This window comes from Candidatus Eremiobacterota bacterium, from assembly GCA_031082125.1.
In the GTDB taxonomy this organism is placed as follows: Bacteria; Vulcanimicrobiota; CADAWZ01; order CADAWZ01; family Ess09-12; genus Ess09-12.
Map to the genome: position 1 here is coordinate 87,144 of JAVHLM010000015.1, position 19,554 is coordinate 106,697.

Annotated in this window: 20 protein-coding genes; 6 read left to right on the forward strand and 14 right to left on the reverse strand. The window is 55.4% G+C overall.

What is annotated here, in order from left to right; genetic code table 11:
- Positions 1-27 precede the first annotated feature (27 nt).
- On the forward strand, positions 28-966 hold the full coding sequence (locus RDV48_16910) for a hydroxyacid dehydrogenase (GenBank protein MDQ7824485.1): 939 nt from the start codon (positions 28-30) through the stop codon (positions 964-966).
- A 54-nt stretch (positions 967-1,020) separates the two neighbouring features.
- Positions 1,021-1,692: a sugar transferase gene (locus RDV48_16915; GenBank protein ID MDQ7824486.1), complete on the forward strand. Its 672-nt coding sequence runs from the start codon at positions 1,021-1,023 to the stop codon at positions 1,690-1,692.
- Here RDV48_16915 and RDV48_16920 read toward each other — a convergent pair.
- From RDV48_16920 to RDV48_16955, 8 genes are all read right to left on the reverse strand, one after another.
- Positions 1,658-3,022, reverse strand: coding sequence for a M20/M25/M40 family metallo-hydrolase (locus RDV48_16920; GenBank protein MDQ7824487.1), 1,365 nt, complete (start codon positions 3,020-3,022; stop codon positions 1,658-1,660). The two genes, RDV48_16915 and RDV48_16920, sit on opposite strands and share 35 nt — an antisense overlap.
- Positions 3,023-3,030: 8 nt before the next feature.
- Positions 3,031-4,239 carry an ATPase, T2SS/T4P/T4SS family gene (locus RDV48_16925; protein MDQ7824488.1) on the reverse strand — a complete coding sequence of 403 codons (1,209 nt, stop codon included), beginning with the start codon at positions 4,237-4,239 and terminating at the stop codon, positions 3,031-3,033.
- 15 nt (positions 4,240-4,254) lie between these two features.
- Positions 4,255-4,653: a hypothetical protein gene (locus tag RDV48_16930; GenBank protein MDQ7824489.1), complete on the reverse strand. Its 399-nt coding sequence runs from the start codon at positions 4,651-4,653 to the stop codon at positions 4,255-4,257.
- A 215-nt stretch (positions 4,654-4,868) separates the two neighbouring features.
- Positions 4,869-5,105, reverse strand: a complete 237-nt coding sequence (locus RDV48_16935; GenBank protein MDQ7824490.1) for a hypothetical protein — start codon at positions 5,103-5,105, stop codon at positions 4,869-4,871.
- Between the two features lie 36 nt (positions 5,106-5,141).
- Positions 5,142-7,325 (reverse strand): HD domain-containing protein, encoded by a 2,184-nt coding sequence (locus RDV48_16940; GenBank protein ID MDQ7824491.1) that lies wholly within the window; start codon positions 7,323-7,325, stop codon positions 5,142-5,144.
- A gap of 18 nt (positions 7,326-7,343) precedes the next feature.
- Positions 7,344-8,522, reverse strand: a complete 1,179-nt coding sequence (locus tag RDV48_16945; protein ID MDQ7824492.1) for a glycine C-acetyltransferase — start codon at positions 8,520-8,522, stop codon at positions 7,344-7,346.
- Between the two features lie 103 nt (positions 8,523-8,625).
- Positions 8,626-9,675 carry an L-threonine 3-dehydrogenase gene (gene tdh / locus RDV48_16950; GenBank protein ID MDQ7824493.1) on the reverse strand — a complete coding sequence of 350 codons (1,050 nt, stop codon included), beginning with the start codon at positions 9,673-9,675 and terminating at the stop codon, positions 8,626-8,628.
- A 54-nt stretch (positions 9,676-9,729) separates the two neighbouring features.
- Positions 9,730-10,443, reverse strand: coding sequence for a hypothetical protein (locus tag RDV48_16955; GenBank protein ID MDQ7824494.1), 714 nt, complete (start codon positions 10,441-10,443; stop codon positions 9,730-9,732).
- 93 nt (positions 10,444-10,536) lie between these two features.
- Here RDV48_16955 and RDV48_16960 point away from each other — a divergent pair, with 93 nt between their 5' ends.
- The gene (locus RDV48_16960) at positions 10,537-10,944 is read left to right on the forward strand and encodes a DUF4870 domain-containing protein (GenBank protein MDQ7824495.1); all 408 of its coding nucleotides are present in this window, start codon (positions 10,537-10,539) and stop codon (positions 10,942-10,944) included.
- Positions 10,945-10,953: 9 nt separating this feature from the next.
- Here the strand turns inward: RDV48_16960 and RDV48_16965 are convergent, their stop codons facing one another.
- Entirely contained in the window at positions 10,954-11,784 is an 831-nt protein-coding gene (locus RDV48_16965) for a hypothetical protein (GenBank protein MDQ7824496.1), read from the reverse strand.
- A 136-nt stretch (positions 11,785-11,920) separates the two neighbouring features.
- Here RDV48_16965 and RDV48_16970 point away from each other — a divergent pair, with 136 nt between their 5' ends.
- Genes RDV48_16970 through RDV48_16980 form a run of 3 tightly spaced genes read left to right on the forward strand, consistent with a single transcriptional unit; the run spans position 11,921 to position 13,585 of the window.
- Positions 11,921-12,286 (forward strand): Hpt domain-containing protein, encoded by a 366-nt coding sequence (locus RDV48_16970; protein MDQ7824497.1) that lies wholly within the window; start codon positions 11,921-11,923, stop codon positions 12,284-12,286.
- 13 nt (positions 12,287-12,299) lie between these two features.
- Positions 12,300-12,791 carry an HIT domain-containing protein gene (locus tag RDV48_16975; GenBank protein ID MDQ7824498.1) on the forward strand — a complete coding sequence of 164 codons (492 nt, stop codon included), beginning with the start codon at positions 12,300-12,302 and terminating at the stop codon, positions 12,789-12,791.
- 5 nt (positions 12,792-12,796) lie between these two features.
- Positions 12,797-13,585, forward strand: a complete 789-nt coding sequence (locus tag RDV48_16980; protein MDQ7824499.1) for a hypothetical protein — start codon at positions 12,797-12,799, stop codon at positions 13,583-13,585.
- An 8-nt stretch (positions 13,586-13,593) separates the two neighbouring features.
- On the opposite strand, the gene RDV48_16985 is transcribed toward RDV48_16980, so the two are convergent.
- The 5 genes from RDV48_16985 to RDV48_17005 form a co-directional block, all read right to left on the reverse strand.
- Positions 13,594-14,223: a LysM peptidoglycan-binding domain-containing protein gene (locus RDV48_16985; protein MDQ7824500.1), complete on the reverse strand. Its 630-nt coding sequence runs from the start codon at positions 14,221-14,223 to the stop codon at positions 13,594-13,596.
- A gap of 34 nt (positions 14,224-14,257) precedes the next feature.
- Positions 14,258-15,505, reverse strand: a complete 1,248-nt coding sequence (gene thrC, locus RDV48_16990) for a threonine synthase (protein ID MDQ7824501.1) — start codon at positions 15,503-15,505, stop codon at positions 14,258-14,260.
- Positions 15,506-15,507: 2 nt separating this feature from the next.
- Positions 15,508-16,452: a carbamate kinase gene (arcC, locus tag RDV48_16995; protein MDQ7824502.1), complete on the reverse strand. Its 945-nt coding sequence runs from the start codon at positions 16,450-16,452 to the stop codon at positions 15,508-15,510.
- A 51-nt stretch (positions 16,453-16,503) separates the two neighbouring features.
- The gene (locus RDV48_17000) at positions 16,504-17,538 is read right to left on the reverse strand and encodes an ornithine carbamoyltransferase (protein ID MDQ7824503.1); all 1,035 of its coding nucleotides are present in this window, start codon (positions 17,536-17,538) and stop codon (positions 16,504-16,506) included.
- A 416-nt stretch (positions 17,539-17,954) separates the two neighbouring features.
- The coding region (locus RDV48_17005; protein ID MDQ7824504.1) for a PilT/PilU family type 4a pilus ATPase at positions 17,955-19,554 on the reverse strand (1,600 nt) is incomplete at its 5' end.

Genomic DNA, 19,554 nt, shown 5'->3' on the forward strand with positions numbered 1-19,554 from the left:
GGTAATATAAAAAAAGGAGAGATGATCATGAAGGTTCTCGTAACGGACGGACTTGACAAGCAGGCCCTCGAAATGATGAAGGGAGCGGGGCTCGAAGTGGTGGAGAAGAAAGGATTAAAGCCCGAGGAGCTCCTGGAGGTAATCCCTGAATATGACGCCATCGTCGTGAGGAGCGCCACCAAAGTGAAAAAAGAGGTCATAGAGAAGGGAAAGAACCTCAAGCTCATCGCCCGCGCCGGCGTGGGCCTTGACAACGTGGACAAGGCGGCGGCAGAGGCCCATAAGATAAAGGTGGTGAACACCCCTGCGGCCACTTCCATCTCCGTAGCCGAGCTGGCCCTGGGCATGATGTTCGCTGCTGCGCGCCAGATCGTGAGGGGCACCATCGGCCTCAAGGAGGGCAGGTGGGAGAAAAGCGCCTTGAAGGGCATTGAGCTCCATGGGAAGACCCTGGGTATCATCGGCTGCGGGAGAATCGGGTGCGAGCTCGCAAGCCGCGCCCATTCACTGGGTATGAAGGTCCTGGGCTGCGACCAGGAAGGCGTCTGCCAGATGGACAAGCTGGAGGCCCACCATATTCACTTCACCACCCACCTGGACCAGGTCTTGAAGGAATCGGACTTCATCTCGCTCCATATTCCCAAGACTCCCGAGACGGCTAATCTCATCAGCAAGGATACCATAGCAAAGATGAAGGACGGCGTCATTCTCATTAATTGCGCCCGCGGCGGCGTGGTGAATGAGCATGACCTCGCGGAGGCCCTCAAGAGTGGCAAGGTGGCTGCCGCGGCCATGGATGTATTTGAAATGGAGCCTGCTGCCAAGGACAATCCCCTCTTTGCCCTGGAGAACTTCATCGGAACTCCCCACATAGGCGCCAGTACCAGTGAAGGCCAGAAGCGTGCAGGAATCCAGACGGCAGAGCTTGTCATTGAGAACCTCAAGCACATGGCGGTATCGAAATAAGCATTTTTCGGGGTGCCTGCCTTTTCGGGGCAGGCGCCCCCTGCAGGTGCATAAATGGCCTCTCCCATGACCTCGACGGAAAAATTTCTGAAAAGGGCTCTTGACCTTTTTCTTGTTTTTATCGGCCTCCTGCTCACCGCTCCCGTCATGGCCGCCGCCGCCCTGATAATCAAGCTCGAGTCGAAGGGCCCCCTGTTTTTTCTCCAGGAGAGGATAGGGAAGGATGGAAAGCCTTTCACCATATTCAAGTTCCGTACCATGGTGGACGGTGCAGAGCATATAGGTGCGGGCCTTGATCTCGTGAAAGGCGATCCCCGCATCACGAAATCAGGCCATTTCCTGAGGCGCTGGTGCATTGATGAGCTCCCTCAGCTCTTCAACGTGCTGCGGGGAGAGATGAGCTGTGTAGGACCCCGGCCTACTCTCCGCTACCAGGTCGAGCAGTACACCGGGCATGAGAGGCGGCGACTTGAAGTGAAGCCCGGCATGACGGGACTCGCGACAGTGAAAGGGAGAAACGCGCTTTCATGGCCTGAGCGGATCGAATGGGATATATGGTATGTCGATCATTACTCCTTCTGGCTTGACATAAAGCTGATTCTGGCCACCTTTTCGCTGCTTGCCAAATCTGATGTGGTCTATGCCGATTCCGTCGAAGCCTTCAGGATAAGGACCGGAGAGGAAGAGGACCCTAAGGAGCCCCAAGCTCCTCAAGCTCCAGAATGATCTCCATCAGAAGCCTCATTCCGTTCCTCAGGTTTTCAAGCGAAAGCCGCTCGTTTTTCCCGTGAACCCTGGATTTCTCTTCCGGGGGGAGCCTGAAAGGCACGAAGCCATAACAGGGTATCCCTTTCTGGCGCAGAAAGCTTGAATCGCTGCCTCCCGTCATCATGAAGGGAGCGGTGATTCCTCCAGGATCGGCGCGGGAGGCGACATTTTCAATCGCCCTGTAGAGAGGGCTGCCAAGGGGCGAGGGAGGCGACTCCCTTCCTGAGTCCACAATCTCGATGGTGACAGGCTCGCCCAGAAGCGCATCCTTGATTTTTCCCAGAAAATCCTCCTTGGAGCTCCCGGGGATAAGCCTGCAATCCAGATAAGCGCTGGCTTTAACAGGGATCATGTTGATTTTTTCCCCTGACTTGAGCATGGTGATGACCTTTGTATTTCTCACCATGGCGTCATAGTAGCCGTTCTGTCTGAACTTCCTGTCAAAACCGCTGTCGGTGAGCCCCTGCTCAATATCCAGAAAATGGCTGCGCTCATCCTGTCCCTCGGCAATGGCGATGTTCCTGAAAAACTCCTTCACTACGGGGATTACTGTCGGCGGCTCGTGCATTGATTCAATCTTTGAAAGTATTCTGAGGAGGACCACGTTGGGATTGTCGTGCCGGTAGATGGAGCCATGGCCGCCCCTGCCGTGGGTGGTGATTTTCAGGCGGAGCGAGACTTTCTCTGCTACCCCGATACACCAGCACGGGATGCTCCGGGGGCCCGTGAAGCGGATTCCTCCCCCTTCGTTGATGCAGAATGCCGCCGTGGAGAGGAGAGGCTCCAGGCCATAGATGTGCTCTATTCCATGGGTTCCCCCTGTCTCCTCATCGGCAGTGGCAAGGAAGACCAGGTCCCTGGAGAGCTTCATCCCCGACCGGGAGAAGATGAGGAATGCCATCAGCTCCAGGATGCCCATGCCCTTCATGTCAAGCGCTCCCCTTCCCCAGATGAATCCGTCCCGTGAAGCGCCCGAAAAGGGGGGGACATCCCAGGAAGGGCCGTCATCAACAGGGACCACATCGGTGTGATTGAGAAGGACAAGGGGCTTCCGGGAGCCTTCACCGCTGAGAACGGCCATTATGCTCCCTCTCCCCGGGAGGGCAGTGTGGACGGTGGATTCAATGCCCTCTGCCGCGAGGATTTTCTGAAAAAAGCGCGCGGCATCCAGCTCATTTCCCGGCGGGTTGGACGTGTCTATCCTTATGTACGCCGAGAGGAGCCCTGCCGCCTCGCGGTGGAGGGAGTCCCAGTCAAGTCCCGGCAGAGATGAGAGAGGTGCGCTCATGATCTTTCCTAAAGAATGTCGAAAGTGACATTCACCGCTTCCTCGTAAGTGATTATGCCATCCAGCACTTTCTTCACGGCGTCGTCCTGGAGGGTCTTGAGGCCCTCCTTTCTTGCAAGCTGGAATATTGCGCCGCCGCCGGCGTTTTTCTGGATAAGATCCCGCAGCTCCCCTGAGACGACGAGGACCTCGTGGATGGCGATCCTCCCTTTCAGGCCCGTGTTGTTGCACATGCGGCACCCTTTTCCCTTGAAATGGCGGTGTCCCTGAAGCACGTTCTTTGAGGGGGGGAGCTCCTCAACGCACATAGGGCAGATTCTTCTGGCGAGCTTCTGCACTATGGCTCCATTTAACGCCGCGGCAAGCATGAAGGGCATTACGCCCATGTCTATAAGTCTTGTGATGCAGGCCGTGGTCTTGTTCGCATGGAAAGTCGAGAGAAGGAGATGGCCTGTGAGGGCTGCTCTTACGGCCATTGAGGCAGTTTCCAGGTCCCTGATCTCACCGACGGTGATGATGTCAGGATCCTGCCTCAGGATGGCGCGGAGAATCGTGGCAAAATTGAAGTCAATGGCAGGATTGATCTGGATCTGGTTGATCCTGTCGATGATGTACTCAATGGGATCTTCAATGCTCACAAGGTTTTTCTCGGGCGAGTTGAGCCTGTTCATCGCGGCATAGAGCGTGGTGGTCTTGCCTGCGCCCGTGGGGCCGCTCACAAGAACCATGCCGCTGGGCCTGGTGATGATGAACTCGAATTTTTTCTGGTTCTCCTCGGTAAAGCCCAGGGTGTCGAGGTTCAGCATGTCAATGTTCTTTGAGAAGAGCCTCATGACCACCTTTTCCCCGAAGACCTGGGGGATTGAAGCGATACGCACCTTGAGGGAGCGCCCCTGGGCTTCAATCTCCACGCGGCCGTCCTGGGGGAGGCGCTTTTCCGTGATGTCCATACCGCCCATCACCTTGATGCATGAGATAATGGAGGCTTCCTTTTTCTTGGGGACGGCGAAGATGTCGCGGAGGGTGCCGTCAATACGCATCCTGAGCTTGAGCTCATCCTTGTAAGGCTCGAAGTGAATATCGCTTGCTCCCAGGTTGTCGGCCTCAAGAATGAGCTCTGTCACATAATCCTTGCCCGAGCCCTGGCCTTCGACGTTGGCGAGGGTCTTGAGGGCCTGGATGTTCTTGTTGGTGAGTTCCTCTTCTTTTTTTGGCATAAGGGGCCTCTGGGCTTACCTTGAATTTTTTATGGCGTCAAAGGCAATTTTCTGGAAGAGCTCCACCCAGTCATCTACCGTATCGTCAATCTTCTTCTGAAGCTCGTTTAATTCCGCCGATGATTTGCATGTCTTGATCTGGGCCTGGAACTCGTCTATTATCCTGCTCAACCTCAGGAACTCGCCCTTGGAGAGCACATCGGAAGAGGTGTCCACAATCTTTTTGACGATCTGGGCCTGCTCCTGGGAGAGCTTGTCCATTTTCTCCTTCAGTGAGGCATGCTGGAGCATATTCTGGACAATCGAGAGCGATTTGCCTGTGTTCTGTATGTCCCTGCTCACCTCGTTAAGCCTCTTGAGCTTCTGGAGAAGCTCCTGCTTGCTGAGGGGCCCGGCCTCCTTGAAACCGCTCATCAATCTCAGTCTCCCTGTGGTCGATACTTTTCCTCTGTATTCTATAACAGGAAAGTATATCCTTTGTAGTACCTTAAAGTGACAGGGACAGACTGACGGTTGCCCGCCAGACTGTCCCTGATTGCCTTGCAGCGACGGGACACTCACCGGAAATCTGTCAGCCTGACCCTGATTGCCCTGGGAAGCCGGGTTCCACCCGGCTGCTACCTTCCCGGTCAGCCTCCTGCGGCGCCTTGGACGCCTCCGCCGGGAGGCATACCCCTGAAAGTGCCGCCCTGGTAGCCGTTAAAATCCCCCATGGAGCGGGATTCGGTAAATACCGCCTGGCCTCCCGGGCCGGGCCCCTGCATGAGGGTATCCCTGCCTCCCTGTCCAAAGGCCGCAATCAGCGAAATGATGGCAAAGAGCACCACTCCAAATATGAGAAGTCTGTAATTGTCCTTTTTTTCCACGGGACTCACCTCCATCTATAGAGATGCTCCGCTGCGCTAAAAGGAGTCTATGAAGATCTTCACGAGGTCAGGATCGAACTGTGAGCCCGAGCATTTCTTCAGCTCCTCTATGGCGGTGGCATGGGGAAGGCCCTTGCGGTAGGATCGGTCGGAGACCATCGCGTCGTAGGAATCGGCGATGGCGATAATTCTCGCGTAGAGAGGGATGTCGGTCTTCTCCTTTCTCTCGGGGTAGCCTCCTCCGTCAAAGCTCTCATGGTGAGCTTTCACGAAGGGCGAGAGGGTCCTGAGATATCTCACAGGCTCAAGTATCTCGGCGCCAATCGTGGGGTGCTGCTTGATTATGGCAAGCTCATCGTCGTCGAGTCTTGTTTTCTTGTTGATGATTGACTGGCTTATTCCCAGCTTGCCGATATCGTGAAAAAGCGCCGCCTTTTCAAGCTCTTCAAGCTTCATCTCGTCAAAGTCCAGCAGTTTTCCCATCTTCTTGGCCAGGATGCTCACCTTTTCCGAGTGTCCCCTCGTGTAGGGATCCTTGGCCTCCAGGGCGAAGGAGAGGGCGCAGATAAGGTCAAAATAGGCTTTCTGGAGCTTTCCCTGGTTCTTCATCAGCCTGTTGGAGACATCCTGGAGATAGCGGAACACGGCGCCCAGTGCGCCGCAGAGGAGCGAGGTGCTCACGATGTAAAGGATGCTGTACTCATCAAGGGTGAACCTTGCGCCGAGGTGAGCGTTGATTACGGCAATGAGGCTTATTATGCTGGCAGGAACGCCTCCTATGACAAAGCCTGTGAAGGCTCCAAAGGGGCCCGTGAAGAGGCGGTTGCGGAACCGGTGAGCCAGGTACCACTCAATGGGGTAGCCGATGGACCACACGACAAGTCCCACTATGATGCCCTGATAAAAGAAAAGCCTGATCCAGGCAGTGTCGCCTGTAGTGGCGTAGATGAAAACTCCCAGTATAAGGCCGAGAAACAATCCTGATCCCATAGAGAGTATCAGTGAGCGCTTCCCCCTGTGCCGCCCCACGCCGAGGAGGCGGTAGAAATTGTCCAGCAGGTTGAGGCCCCGCGCTGTCTTCCTTATTTCCGTGAGGATAGTGTCCTCATCTGCAGTGCCTTCGTCGCGGTCCTCCTCTTTCACGTCCTGCGGCCAGGCGCCCTCATTCACCAGGGCGGTGAGCGCCTCAAAGGCCTTTCCATCGAACCTTGCTCCCACCCCTTGCCGGATCTCTTCAAGGGCGTCTTCCTTCAGAAGCACAGGCCTCTGGCGCCTCGGATGGGTGAGGGTGTCATAGAGATCAATGGCGGAGAGGATCTTTGCCTCATCAGGAGTACCAAGGGAGGTATCACCGCTGAAAGTATAATGGAAGAGCGTCTGAATAGATCGGTCAATGCCTTCCTGGCTCTCAGGCGTCTCCTTTTCCTGGTTCCAGGCATTGATAAAGTAGTGGGATGCCTTGATTATCCTGGTCTCTCTCGAGAGGATGTGAAGAGGCGCGAGTATCTTCTCCACTATGAGGGGATGAAGCCTCACTGCCGCCAGTTCCTCGGGGTTGAGGCGCCCCTCCTTGCAGAGAAGGCTGTCATCAATGGCAATCTTTCCCAGGTCATGCATGAGGGCTGCCCGGCGGAGAGCCTCCCTTTTTTCAGGAGGCAGTCCAAGCCTCGCGGAGACAAGATCACAGCCCATGGCAACCCTGCGGGAATGGCCCTTTTTCTCCGGCTCTCTCACTTCCAGGACGGTGATCAGCGACTCAATGATGCCCATGTGAATCTTGCCAAGGATCCTGAAGCGCAGCTGGAGGGTCTCCATAAGGAAATAGTGGAAAAAGATGATGATGCTGATGGCAAGGGCAAGGCCAGTCATCGCCAGGATCCAGTAGCGGTGAGATGCCATCTGCATCTTGTGAGGGAAAAAGGTTACCTCCGCCCACATGAGATAACAGTATAGAATGACAGTGAGCTGTAAGGCGTGGAGAAGAGGCCTGTGGCGGTATCTCCCCCTGGTGAGGTGGTCTATGATCCATATGGTGATAAGGTGGGTGCAGGCCGCGAGGGCGCCGAGAAGGATGCCGATTTTTGGCCTCAGCAGGAAGTCCTCGTAGGTGCGCGCGCAGACGGAATGATAGACCGAAAGGGTTGTCCCTACAAATAACCCGATGGCGCTGAGGGCTGCGATAAAGGAGAAACCCGCGAATTTCCTGGTAAAGTACTGCATCCCTCTTCCTCATGGAGCTCAGATGATGTGAAGCTCCCGGCCTACTGCTTCGAAGACCCCGAGAGCTTTCTCAAGATCCTCCGTTGAGTGGGTCGCCGAGAGCATGACCCTTATTCTTGCCTTGCCTTTCGCCACCGTGGGGAATCCGATTGCCATGGCGAAGATCCCCTTTTCAAAGAGCTTCCGCGAGAAGGCCTGCGCCACTTTTGCCTCACCGAGCATTACGGGAGTGATGGGTGTCCTGGATATCCCCAGGTCAAAGCCAAGGCCTTTCATTTTGTCCTTGAAAAATGCGGTGTTATCCCACAGCCTCTTGACCCGCTCTTCCGACTCCATCAGAATATCAACGGCTGCTATGGAGGCTCCCGCGTCAGCCGGAGTGACAGCCGATGAGAAAAGGAAAGTCCTGGCCTTCTGCCTCAGGAATTCTATCACCTTTGCCTTCCCGGAGACAAAGCCTCCCACGACGCCAAAGGCCTTCGAGAGAGTTCCCACCTCGAAGTCAATTCTGCCATGGAGACCGAAGTGGTCGGCGATGCCGCGGCCGTTTCTGCCGAGGACCCCCTCGCCGTGGGCATCGTCCACCATCACCATGGCTTCATAGCGGTCGGCGATGTTGCAGATCTCGGGGAGCGGCGCTATATCGCCATCCATGGAGAAAACCCCGTCGGTGATGATCAGCTTCTTTTTTATTCCGGCGGCTTCCCTGAGCTTTTTCTCAAGGTCTTCGGGCTCATTGTGCTGGTAAATGAAGCGCTGCGCCTTGGTGAGGCGCACGCCGTCTATTATGGAGGCGTGGTTAAGGGAGTCGGTGAAGACGGCATCGTCTTCACCCGGAACTATCGAGGGGATGACAGCCTGGTTGGCCACGAAGCCCGACTGCAGCGACAGGGTCTCCTCGACAGCCTTGAAAGTGGCGAGTTTTTTCTCCAGCTCCAGGTGAACTGCCATGGTGCCCGCGATGCTCCTGACGGCGCCGGGTCCGACACCATAGCGGTCGATATGCTGCTTGGCCGATTCCGCAAGGCGTTTTTCATTGGCAAAGCCCAGGTAGTTGTTTGAGCACATGTTCAGGACCTTTTTCCCGTCAACGGTTATCCAGGCGCCCTGGGGGCTCTCGATGGTCCTTATGGTGTTATAGAGGCCGGCCTCTCTGAGCCTTGCAATCTCCTCGTCGATGAAATCAAATTTTCCCATCGGGTCCTCCTTGAAATGTCTCATGCCCGGCTCTCCGCGGGGCTCTCCCGCCCCCGTGAAAGCTGGCATGGCAGATGAGATCCAGGAATTATGATTTTGCCCTCTAAGGGATCAGAACCACTTTGCCGCAACGGCTCTCGCCCTCGGTGAGGAGCCTGAATCCCTCCGCAAAGTCCGACATGGGCATCTTGTGAGTCACCACGGGAGAGACATCGAGCCTTTTCGAAGCAAGAAGGTTTCTCACCTTGAACCATGTTGAATACATAAGGCGCCCGTTGATGCCGTAAAGGGTGATCCCCTTGAAGATTATCCCGTTGGCATAGTCAAGCCTCACGTTTCCCGGAGGGATTCCGAAGGCTGAGAAACGCCCCCCCTTCCTGATTATCCTGATACCGTCATCGATAGCCTGCTGTGCCCCTGCCATTTCAAGCACCACGTCAACGCCGATTCCATTTGTTCTCTCGAGTATAAAAGCAACGGCGTCTGTATCACTTACCATGATGGTGTGATCGGCTCCCATTTTTTTGGCGATCTCAAGCCTGTAGCGGTTTTTGCCCAGGGCGAATATCTCGGTAGCTCCGCAAGCCCTTGCCACGCCGACGGCGAAAAGCCCCGTAGGACCTTCACCTATAACGGCGACCGTCTTGCCGGCCACGTCTTCAACAAGGGTGGCATAGACGGCGTTTCCGAGAGGCTCCTGGACCGTGGCATATTCATAGGGTATGTCACGGCTGTTTTTCCAGCAGACTACTTCGGGGATCACGGCGTACTCGGCGAAGCAGCCGTCCCTGTCAACGCCCAGGATGGAGAGATTGTTGCAGATGTGCATCTGGTCCGTGAGGCACTGGATGCATTCACCGCAGGGGATATGGGTTTCAGCCGATATAGTGTCGCCAATCTTTATGTGGCGGACTTCTTTGCCGATCTCCACAACCTCTCCTGCGAACTCATGACCCAGGACCTGGGGTATTTTCCTTATCCGTCCCTGGGCCCAGGGATCCCATGTGTAGATATGGACGTCAGTGCCGCAGATAGAAGTGGCTTTCACTTTGACAAGAACCTCCCTGGCGCCGACAGGTGGGATATCAGCAGTCACCATCTCGGCGCCGGGGCCTTTGCGGGTCTTCACCACGGCCTTCATTTTACCGGTCATGTCCTGAAAACTTCCTCTCTCCAGGCAGGCACAGTGCCTGGCATGTCTATAAGGTCAGGGTAAATCCTCCGGCAGCCCCAGCCGCTTTCTCCGCTCCCGCATCCGCTGGCGCTGGAGTTCCTGCTCGGCCGTGAGTGCTTCCTGAGTCTGAGGGGGCTCTCCGGGTGGTGCAGCCGGGGGAGTTGCTGCAGGCGGGAGTGCTGCTGTTGTTATGGCTGGGGGTGCTGTTGTCGCTGCAGGAACTGAAGGCGCAGCCTGGGGAGAAGGCGCCGTGAAGGAAGGTGTGACTGCAGGCTGGGTATAGGGTACCTGCGGTGACGGAACATAAGGTGTTGCCTTGGCCAGGGATGCCCCTCCCTTTTTTACTGCTTCCATCTTTGTTTTCAGCAGGTTGTCGAATTTCACGAGGCTCTCTCCGAACTCCCGCTGGATCTTCTTGACCTCGGGCTTGAGCTTTTTGGTCATCTGGGTGAAGTAGAGGATTATCATCTCGGCGAGGGGGTCAACCTTTACAGGGTTCACATGGTAGAGGCGATCCTCGAAAAAGAAGAAGTGATCCTTTTCCGTGGGTGAATAATAGGGATAGTTTTTCTGCTTGAGATAGATGGCCTCGATCTCACCCTTGTGGGCAGCCCTCAGGTGAAATACACAGCGGCTTCCCAGGTAGACACCCCACCATTCGCCGCCGCCGACTGCGTTCCCGGCAAAAAGGAAGCTGAACTCTCCAAGTTCCGTGATGCTGTCGAGGTTGAAGTTTTCAGTCAGCATTATAGTCCTCTTCTGTATATCCTGAAAGTTCTATCCCCTCACGTCCCTTTCCTCCAGGAGCGGGGGAGCCCCGGGAGGAATATGGAGGGAAATGTGGAAAGGATAGGTGACCAAGTAGTGAAAAAGGAGGTCACCGATATGGCAGACGAGGAGCACAAAGAGGAGATAAAGCAGGAGGACAAGCTTTTTGCCGCCCTTTCCTATCCGCTTTTTTTACCAGCCCTTTTCCTGATATTCACTGATAAGAAGAATGTCCATTTCTGCAGGTACCATGGGTGGCAGGGGCTCTTTTTCGGCCTTGCGATGGTTCTCCTTGGATTTTGCGCGTCAATTCTTGCAGCCATCCCGGGCATCGGCTGTATTCTCGCACCGATTCTCGGCTTGCTGCCTCTTGTGATGTGGGTCTTTTCAATATTCTACGCGATCAAGGCTTATAACGGCGAGTACGTGGTAATACCTGTGGTTACAGATTTTGCCAAGCCCTATATCGAGGGCAAATAGGGGTTCCCATCAGCCGACACACTCAAAGACCAGCCCGGTATTATGCTTCATTGCCTCCTGGGCAAAGATTTTCAGCGTGTCTATGGTGTCCTTGAAGACCATGGATGCCGGCGCTTCAGTGGCGACAAGCTCTGAATTCCTCCTGGGATCGATGTCATCCCATGAAGGGAAGTGCCCCATCACGGGCACAAAGGCATGGAGCATGCCGTCAAGGGAGAGGCCGTACACTCCGAAGCCTTCCTTATAGATTTTGCTGAATATGTAAGGCATCCTGTTCCCGAAATTGTCCTTCACCGCGATGCCTTCCTGGGACCGCCCCCAGAAATACCCCTCGGAGCCCTGTGGATAGGTCTCCTCCTCTTCGCCTTCCCATTCATAGAAAATGAAGCGGTAAGTGCCGTCTCCCCTGTCGTAGCTCACGGGCATGCTCCCGTAAAAGACCTGGGCGATGGGCCACTTGAGCTTCTCAAGGAAGCCCTCGGTCTCGGTGATATCCTGGTAAAGCCTGCGGGTCGCCTCAATGTCAAGCACATCATACAGGAGGCTGTACTGAAACAGCGATGCATCGGGCTTGATCCTGGAGAGGACCCTCAGGAATATGTTCATCCCGAGGATCTCACCCTGGCACCCCTCGGCCTGGCAGTAAATGTTGAGGGGACAGGAGGTGCAGACTGCAGGGAGGGTGGTGTCATTGCCCAGGAGGTGGGCCTGTTTGATCATATCCCACTGGAACCTTATTTTCCCATCCTCATAAAAATCATCTATCTTCTCCTGGTAAGGCCTGCATATTCTGTAGCTCACCTTGAATATGTCCAGCTTGATACGGTGAATGCTTTTCATCGGCGGCTCCTTTGCCAGCCTTCATTTCCCGGCTCCCCCTGCTGGTGCCCGGGATTTGAAGGATTAACCATTGCGAGCAAGAAGATATCTCTATCCTTCTGCTATTTTATTATATGGATACTGGAGAGTTCCTGCCATGGAGAGCGACAAGGAGAGAGAGGCCCCCCTCTTTGACCTGAGCAGATCTCTGGGAGACCTGTCAAAGGACAGGGCATTTATCGCAACCCTTGTGGAGGTCTTCAGGCAGGACCTTGAAAAAGAAAAAGCAAAGCTCGCTGAAGCCTTGAGAACGATGAAGGCCGACGAGATCCGCAATTCAGCCCACAGCCTCAAGAACTCTGCAACGAGCTTCGGCGCACCCGGTGCGACAGATGCCGCCAGGAAACTTGAGACAGCTGCAAAGATGAAGGAATACGAGGCGCTCCCGGACCTCGCCGGCGAGGTAATCATGAAGTTTGACGAGCTTTCGAGAGCGCTTGAGGAATCGCTGAAAGATTCCTAGAAAGAGGCGGAGCATGGAGCGTATATGGGCGCCTTGGCGGATGAAGTTCATCCTGGAGGGGACCAAAGACCGGTGCCTCTTCTGTGATGTGAGAGATTCGGGCGAAGACAGGAAGAATTTCGTGATCGAGCGCGGGGAGCGGGCCCTGGTGATGTTCAACATCTATCCTTACAACAACGGCCACCTCATGGTTGCTCCCACGAGGCATGAAAGTGAATTTGACGGCCTCGACGACCAGGAGCTGAGGGAGGCAAACCTTCTAGTTCAGAAGTGGGTGCGGATCCTCAAGGGCGTCCTCAGGCCTGACGGCTTCAACATCGGTTTGAACCTGGGGAGAGTTGCCGGCGCCGGCTTTGAGGGCCATCTTCATTATCATATAGTGCCCCGATGGAATGGCGACACGAATTTCATGCCGGTCATTGCAGGGACCAAGGTGCTTTCAGAGAGCCTTGAGGCTGCCTACGACAGGCTGAAGGAGGCTCTTGCCGCCTCTGAAGGCAGGTGAGGACTATGAAATGCTTTCTTGCCGCCGCGCTTTTCTTGATTATTGCCCTCATGCCTGCCTGTGCCGCAGGGAAGGCCGCGGCACAGGCCGAGAGTGACAGGCGCGCCTTTGCGGCCTTCACCCGGGAATTCTCCCTCAAGGTCCATTCTCTCTCCTTTTCTCTCCTCAGCGGCACCGTTGCATTGAAAGGCAGTTATCAGGGAAGGGTGAAAAAAGCTCTCAATGAATGTGACCGCTTTCTCAGCGAAGCGTCGAAGAGCATCCCCCTCCGCAGTCAGACGAATCTCAAGCGCCTCAGGGAAGTCTATGCCGACCTGAGAGCCATTGCGGAGGAGCTTGCCGATATGGACGAGATGGAAAGAGAGAATATCTCACACCATGCAAAAAATGCCGACAAGGTGCAGGAGCTGGAAAAGAGCGTCACTCACTCGATGAAGGCTCATGGCAGGGAATCAGCCTCTGGCGCCCTCTTTGTCCCCCTGGAGGAGGCCATGGGCTCGCTGAGCTCGGCAACGCTTCTCTATGTGAGGACGGGCAGAGAAGAGTTCAGAAAGAAGGCTGAAAAAGCCCGGAGTGACGTAAAGGAGCGCCTTGAAGAGTGGGTGAAGGCATCTGCGGGTGCAGGTATAGATGAGAAAGCCGTAAAGGATTTTCAGGCTGTGGTGATGGAGTTCCAGCGAAGCGCCCAGGATGCCATGGATGACCATGACATTACGCTTGAGAGAATCGGAAGGTTTGCCGATACCATGCTGCTCTTTGACAGCCTCGTGGAAGTCTATGGCACAAGGCCGTAACGCGCACGTTATTTGGCCTTTTTTGAAAGCACCGGCCTGGGCGGCACCTTGATGGTGTTCCCGGGGTAAAGGTCAAAGTTCGGCCCTTTCAGGTTGTTGTATTTTCCAAGTGCCTTGATGAGAGCAGGATCCTTGCTCCTGTAAAATCTGGCGCAGATTACCTCAAGAGTGTCACCGCTTTTCACCGTGTATTTCCGAATTCCTTTCGGTGTCACTTGTGGCTCCTGGGAAGGGGGAGCGGCAGCCTGGTGCGGCTCCCCCTGCGAGGATTGCGAGGATGATGCCGCAGGAGAGGGTTCCGCGGTATCGCCTTCACCGCCTGAGAGGACGATGAACTCCTTCTCAAGGCGCTCGACCTTGGTCTGGATGGCCTCAAGCCTCTTTATCACCTCGTCACGGCTCTCGTCGCCAAGGGAGCCCTTCCCTGCTCCGGCGGGGCGGAGAAGCTGCAGGACCAGGATGAGCGCGAGGAGGCCTATGATGACGTAGAGGGCGGGATCGCGCCTCTCGGGCTTCTTCAGGAGCTTCAGGATTTTCTCGAAATTTCTTTCGATAAATTTCCCTCTCAGGATATCGTCCTTGCTGGGGCGGTCCTGCTCGCTTTCCTCACCTGGTTCCCGTTCGATATCAGGCTCCACTTTATCACATCCTTCGCGCCATTCCTGGAGGGTGTCAGTTTTTCTCCAGGACCTTCTTGACTGCTTCGAGAGTGGGATCGATGGTCTCACCGGAGCCGGCCACCTTGAGGGCCGAGTCCACATCTTTGAGGCCATTCCCCGTGATTATACATGCCACCTTTTCATCGGGCTTGACAATGCCTTTTTTCAGCAGCTTCCTGAGACCGGCAAGCGAAGTGACCCCTGCCGGTTCGCCGAATATACCCGAATGATGGGCAAGGAACTTTATGTTTTCAAGGATCTCCTCATCGGAGACCTCGACGGCCTCGCCTTTCGTCTCCAGCACTGCCCTTACGGCGGCAATACCGTCCCTGGGAAGATCGACAGAGATGCTGTCCGCTATTGTGGTGGCCTTCACAGGCTTTACGGTGATCGGCCCGTCCTGGTAGTTCTTCACCGCCTGCGCCACGGCATTGCTCTTTTCCGACTGCACGGCGCATATCCTGGGAAGCTTCTTTATGAAGCCCAGTTCATTGAGATCGCGCAGCCCCTTCCACATGCCGCTTATGATGTTGCCATCGCCCACGGAGACAAATACCCAGTCGGGAGCATCCCACATGAGCTGTTCGCAGATCTCGAGAATGCAGGTCTTTTTTCCTTCACGGGTAAAGGGGTTGTACCCGGTGTTGCGATTGAACCATCCATAAGTATCGGATACCTTGAGGCAGAGGTCAAAGGCTTCATCGTAGGTGCCGCGCACCATGAGCACGCGGGCGCCATAGAGAAGAAGCTGGGCTATCTTTGCCCTTGGCGCTTTCTCAGGCACAAAGATCACGGGCCTTATTCCCACGCTTGCACAGAGGCATGCCATTGATGAGCCGGCGTTGCCTGTTGATGCTCCCGTGATACTGCTGATGCCACGCTCAAGGGCGCATACCAGCGCCACGGCGCCTGCCCTGTCCTTGAGGGAGGCGCTGGGGTTTCTCCCGTCATCCTTGAGATAGAGCTGGCTCATGCCCAGGACAGCGCCCATTTTCCCGGCGTGGTAGAGAGGGGTCCAACCAATGTGAAGGGGAGGAATGCGTGAGAGATCCTGTATGGGAAGCAGGGGAGCATACCTCCACATGGAAAAATCCTTTGATGCGGCCAGGGCTTCCCTGGTGAAATACTTGCCGATATGCTGATAATCGAAAAGTATCTCCAGGTTCCCGCCGCATTCAGGGCAGAGATACTGGACTTTTTTCGCGTCATAAGCAACTTTTCCCCTGCAGCTTATGCATTCCATCCCCTTCACACGGTTCATGGCTAACCTCCTATCACGTGAGTGCCGGTCTTGCCTTCAACGGCGGCCCTTATATGGGGCGGATCGGTAATGATGGCCTCGCGGCCGCCCTTCTCTATGAAGGAGATGACAGCCTGGATCTTTGGGAGCATGCTGCCGGGCTTGAAATGGCCGTCTTCAATGTACTTCTTGAGCTCGCTCACCGTCACCTTGCTGAGGGCCTTCTGATTCTCCTTGCCGTAATTCAGGTACACCTGCTCTACGGCCGTGGAGATGATGAAGTAGTCCGCCTTGATATTGCTTGCCAGGAGGCTTGAGGCAAAATCCTTGTCGATGACGGCCGCGACTCCCTGCAGATCGCCCTTCTCGTTCCTGATGACAGGGATGCCGCCCCCTCCGACGGTGATAACGACGAAGCCTTTTTCGATGAGGGTCTTCACCGCGTCCTCCTCGATAATCTCAATCGGAAGCGGCGAGGCGACCACGCGGCGCCAGCCGCGGCCGGCATCCTCCTTGATCTCCCAGCCGCTCTTGTCCCTGCGCTCCTCGGCTTCCTCCTTGGTATAGAACTGGCCGATGGGCTTCGAGGGGTTCTTGAAGCGCTCGTCGTTCTTGTCCACGACGACCTGGGTCACCACGGTGACTATGGGCTTCTTTATTTTCTTGTCCTTGAGGATGTTTCCCAGGGCCTGCTGGAATGAGTAGCCCAGTGCGCCCTGCGTGTCAGCCCCGCAGAAATCCAGGGGAACCTCGTGGATCTTGTGCCTTGAGAGCTCGGAGCGCAGAAGTATGAAGCCCACCTGCGGGCCGTTTCCATGAGTGATCACCACATTGTAGCCTGCCTCGATCAGTTCCGCGATGTGCGTGCAGGACTCAAATGCAGCAATGTACTGGTCCTCAACTGACTCATGCTTTTTGTCCTTGATAAGAGAATTTCCGCCTAAGGCGATTACTGCAACTTTTTCCATCTATGGTCCTTCGAATCCGAAGGCTCACCTCCTTTTATTATTTTTTTGCACCTAGTGGTCCGACATCGTGAGGGCCATTATGGCCTTCTGCACATGGAGCCTGTTCTCGGCCACGTCATAGATTATGCTCCTGGGACCGCTTGCCACTTCATCGGTGACCTCGTGACCCCTGTCTATCGGCATGGGATGGGTGTAAAGGGCATTCTCGGAGTGCTTCATCTTATCTGCATCACAGATCCACTCGGTGTACCTGAGGGCCTTTTCGATATCGCCCTGCTTGTTGAATTCACCGTTCTGGTAGGCGTTGGGGCTCATCCAGTTGCGGGAATAGACTACATGGGCTCCCTTGTATCCCGCCACGGGGTCGTGGGTGATTTCAAACTTGCTGTTCTGCTCCTTGCAGTTATGCTGCGTATGCTTGATCACTTCCGGGTCAAGGTCATATCCCTCGGGGTGGGCAAGCGTCACGTCCATTCCAAAGCGCGAGCAGATGAGCATTGCTTCCTGCACCGAGCACCATGAGCGGGCAAGGGCGCCATGGCCCCAGGCGATGAGGATCTTTTTCCCCTGGAGGTTCTCGCCGAGATGCTCCTGGATGCCCATCATGTCGGCCAGGCCCTGGCATGGGTGGAACTTGTCGTGGGCCATGCTCAGGATGGGAATTTCAGACCATTTCGCGTATTCGCGCAGCAGGTCGTCGCCTTCGCCGTAAGCGGCGATCTTGTCCTCCAGGATCCTGATGCCGATCCCGCAGGCATAGCGGTTCATCACCTTCGCCGCGTCTTCCACCGTTTCGCCGGCAGTGGTGGCCGTCTTGAGCCGCATGGTCTTGGGCTCGAGAAACTGGGCGTGGCCGCCGAGCTCTGTGGCGGCACATTCAAAGGACTGCCTTGTCCTCACCGAGGGGTTGTAGAAAAACATGAAGAAGGTCCTGTGTTTCAGCAGCTCCGTGTATTCAGGGGCAAACCTCTTCTTTTTCATGTCCTTGGCAAGCTTGAGCACATGGTCCAGCTCATCCCTGGTCCATTCCTGGGTGGTGATGAGGTCCTTTCCTTTCATCGTTTTCGGCAGATTCGCAGTGGGCATATTTTCCTCCTTTGGATTGTTTTTCTCCTTGATTTGAGTGAGAGATTCCCCTGGCGCCACACCTCCTTCTCCGCATGAGATCCCTAAAGCGCACTAATTACCTCTAAGTACCATTTTTCTTGTTCTTCCCGCAAATTCCCTTCATATCTGAGAGTGATTCTTCTTTTGGCAGTTGCACTCGCGGGGCCTGCCGCGGGGAAGATAATATTCTTAATAAGCCTGTAATGATTGATACTCCAGAGTATAAGTAATTGCAGCATTCCCCCCTGCGGGGACAGGCAAATTGCCAGATGAGCAAGGATACTTAACTCTGGTAACTATGATACTGCAATTTATAATGCGCATTACTATACCTGCTTTGCGCAAGAGTGAAGGACTGCTTTTTCACCTATGCCTCTGTGACGACTATGACGGGCCTAGAGGCGGTCATGCCACCAGCTTGATTTCATCGCGTCGGGAGCATCAATCGATCCACCGCCTTCGTTTTCGGCCATGGTAAGCCTCACTTCCGTCGCCTGCTCCGCGTTGAACAGGGCGCTTTCCCTTGAGATGCACCCTGTCTTGAAAAGGCGCGTGAGGGACTCGGTGAAAGTAATCATTCCCTCGCTCATGCCATCCTTGATATACTGGTATATCTCGGTGAGGTTTCCTTCCCTTATGAGGCTGCTGATCGTAGGGGTGGCAAACATGAGCTCCACGGCAGGAATTCTCTCGTCCTGGTCAATTCTCTTGATAAGCTTCTGGGAGATGATGCCTCTCAGCGTTGAAGCCAGTGAAGCCTGGTAGGTTTTCTGCTGCTCGCTCGGGAAAAAATCAAGAAGGCGGCGCACTGCCTGGATCGTGTTTGGGGTATGGAGGGTCGCCAGGATCAGGTGCCCTGTCTCAGCGGCCATGATGGCCTGCGAGACCGTCTCGGTATCACGGAGCTCTCCTATCATGATGACATTGGGATCCTGGCGCAGCGCCATCTTCAGGGCATCCCGGAACGACTCGGTGTCAATTCCCACCTCGCGCTGGGTAATGATGCACTGCTTGTCTTCAAAAACATATTCAACAGGGTCTTCTATGGTAATGACATGATATTTCTTTGACTCGTTCAGAAAGTTTATCATGGCCGCCAGGGTCGTGGACTTTCCCGATCCCGCCGAGCCGGTGACCAGGAAGAGCCCGTCATGGAAATCCACAATTTTCTCAAGGGTTGAGGGGAGGTAAAGCTGCTTGAAGTTCGGGATCTGGGATTTCACCAGCCTCAGGGAGGCGCTCACCGTGGATTTCTGCAGAAATGCATTGACCCTGAAGCGGCCGCAGCTCACCTCATAAGAAAAGTCAATCTCCTTTTTCCTGAGCAGGGACTGCACCAGATCGGGGTTCATGATCCTGAGGATGAGCCTCTGGGTGTCTTTCGCTGTCAGATTCTGGCTCCCCACGGGGATGAGCTCGCCTTCAATCCTGGTCACGGGAGGCGATCCCACCTTGAGATGGAGATCGGAGCCCTTGTGATAGACCAGCAGCTTCAGGATGTCATCGAGCTCCACGTCAAGATCGGAGCGCTCTGGGATCTCAATGCCTGCGTGAATGAAAGGCTGGGGTGCCGCTTGAGGAGGCGGTGCCGCGGGCGGAGGGGCGTAACTGCGGTTCTCTTCGGATATGGCCCTTACCTGGCGCACCTTCTGCTCAGCTTCAGCGAGCATCAAGCGGGATTCATCAAGGACCTGCCTGAGCTCCGCTTTCATTTCCCGGGCAGAATTGAGGATGTCCTTGAGTTCATCGCCGCCCCCCGCCGCTTTGCTCAGTATGGTATTCACGGGCTGAATCCCTTCCGGTACCTGGGAAGGGACGGCCGCATGTTTCTCATCTTCCCTGGAAAGAGGCCTGGGCGGCGGCACCGGGGCAGGTTCCGGCGCATGGAACTCATCTTCCCTGGAAAGAGGCCTGGGCGGTGGCACCGGGGCAGGTTCCGGCGCATGTTTCTCATCTTCCCTGGAAAGAGGCCTGGGCGGCGGCACCGGGGCAGGT

Bases quoted from the DNA above. Each gene is read 5' to 3' on its own strand.
- RDV48_16910 (MDQ7824485.1), top strand. From the start codon at position 28: ATGAAGGTTCTCGTAACGGACGGACTTGACAAGCAGGCCCTCGAAATG.
- RDV48_16915 (MDQ7824486.1), top strand. From the start codon at position 1,021: ATGGCCTCTCCCATGACCTCGACGGAAAAATTTCTGAAAAGGGCTCTT.
- RDV48_16920 (MDQ7824487.1), bottom strand. From the start codon at position 3,022: ATGAGCGCACCTCTCTCATCTCTGCCGGGACTTGACTGGGACTCCCTC.
- RDV48_16925 (MDQ7824488.1), bottom strand. From the start codon at position 4,239: ATGCCAAAAAAAGAAGAGGAACTCACCAACAAGAACATCCAGGCCCTC.
- RDV48_16930 (MDQ7824489.1), bottom strand. From the start codon at position 4,653: ATGAGCGGTTTCAAGGAGGCCGGGCCCCTCAGCAAGCAGGAGCTTCTC.
- RDV48_16940 (MDQ7824491.1), bottom strand. From the start codon at position 7,325: ATGCAGTACTTTACCAGGAAATTCGCGGGTTTCTCCTTTATCGCAGCC.
- RDV48_16945 (MDQ7824492.1), bottom strand. From the start codon at position 8,522: ATGGGAAAATTTGATTTCATCGACGAGGAGATTGCAAGGCTCAGAGAG.
- tdh (MDQ7824493.1), bottom strand. From the start codon at position 9,675: ATGACCGGTAAAATGAAGGCCGTGGTGAAGACCCGCAAAGGCCCCGGC.
- RDV48_16955 (MDQ7824494.1), bottom strand. From the start codon at position 10,443: ATGCTGACTGAAAACTTCAACCTCGACAGCATCACGGAACTTGGAGAG.
- RDV48_16965 (MDQ7824496.1), bottom strand. From the start codon at position 11,784: ATGAAAAGCATTCACCGTATCAAGCTGGACATATTCAAGGTGAGCTAC.
- RDV48_16970 (MDQ7824497.1), top strand. From the start codon at position 11,921: ATGGAGAGCGACAAGGAGAGAGAGGCCCCCCTCTTTGACCTGAGCAGA.
- RDV48_16975 (MDQ7824498.1), top strand. From the start codon at position 12,300: ATGGAGCGTATATGGGCGCCTTGGCGGATGAAGTTCATCCTGGAGGGG.
- RDV48_16980 (MDQ7824499.1), top strand. From the start codon at position 12,797: ATGAAATGCTTTCTTGCCGCCGCGCTTTTCTTGATTATTGCCCTCATG.
- thrC (MDQ7824501.1), bottom strand. From the start codon at position 15,505: ATGAACCGTGTGAAGGGGATGGAATGCATAAGCTGCAGGGGAAAAGTT.
- arcC (MDQ7824502.1), bottom strand. From the start codon at position 16,452: ATGGAAAAAGTTGCAGTAATCGCCTTAGGCGGAAATTCTCTTATCAAG.
- RDV48_17000 (MDQ7824503.1), bottom strand. From the start codon at position 17,538: ATGCCCACTGCGAATCTGCCGAAAACGATGAAAGGAAAGGACCTCATC.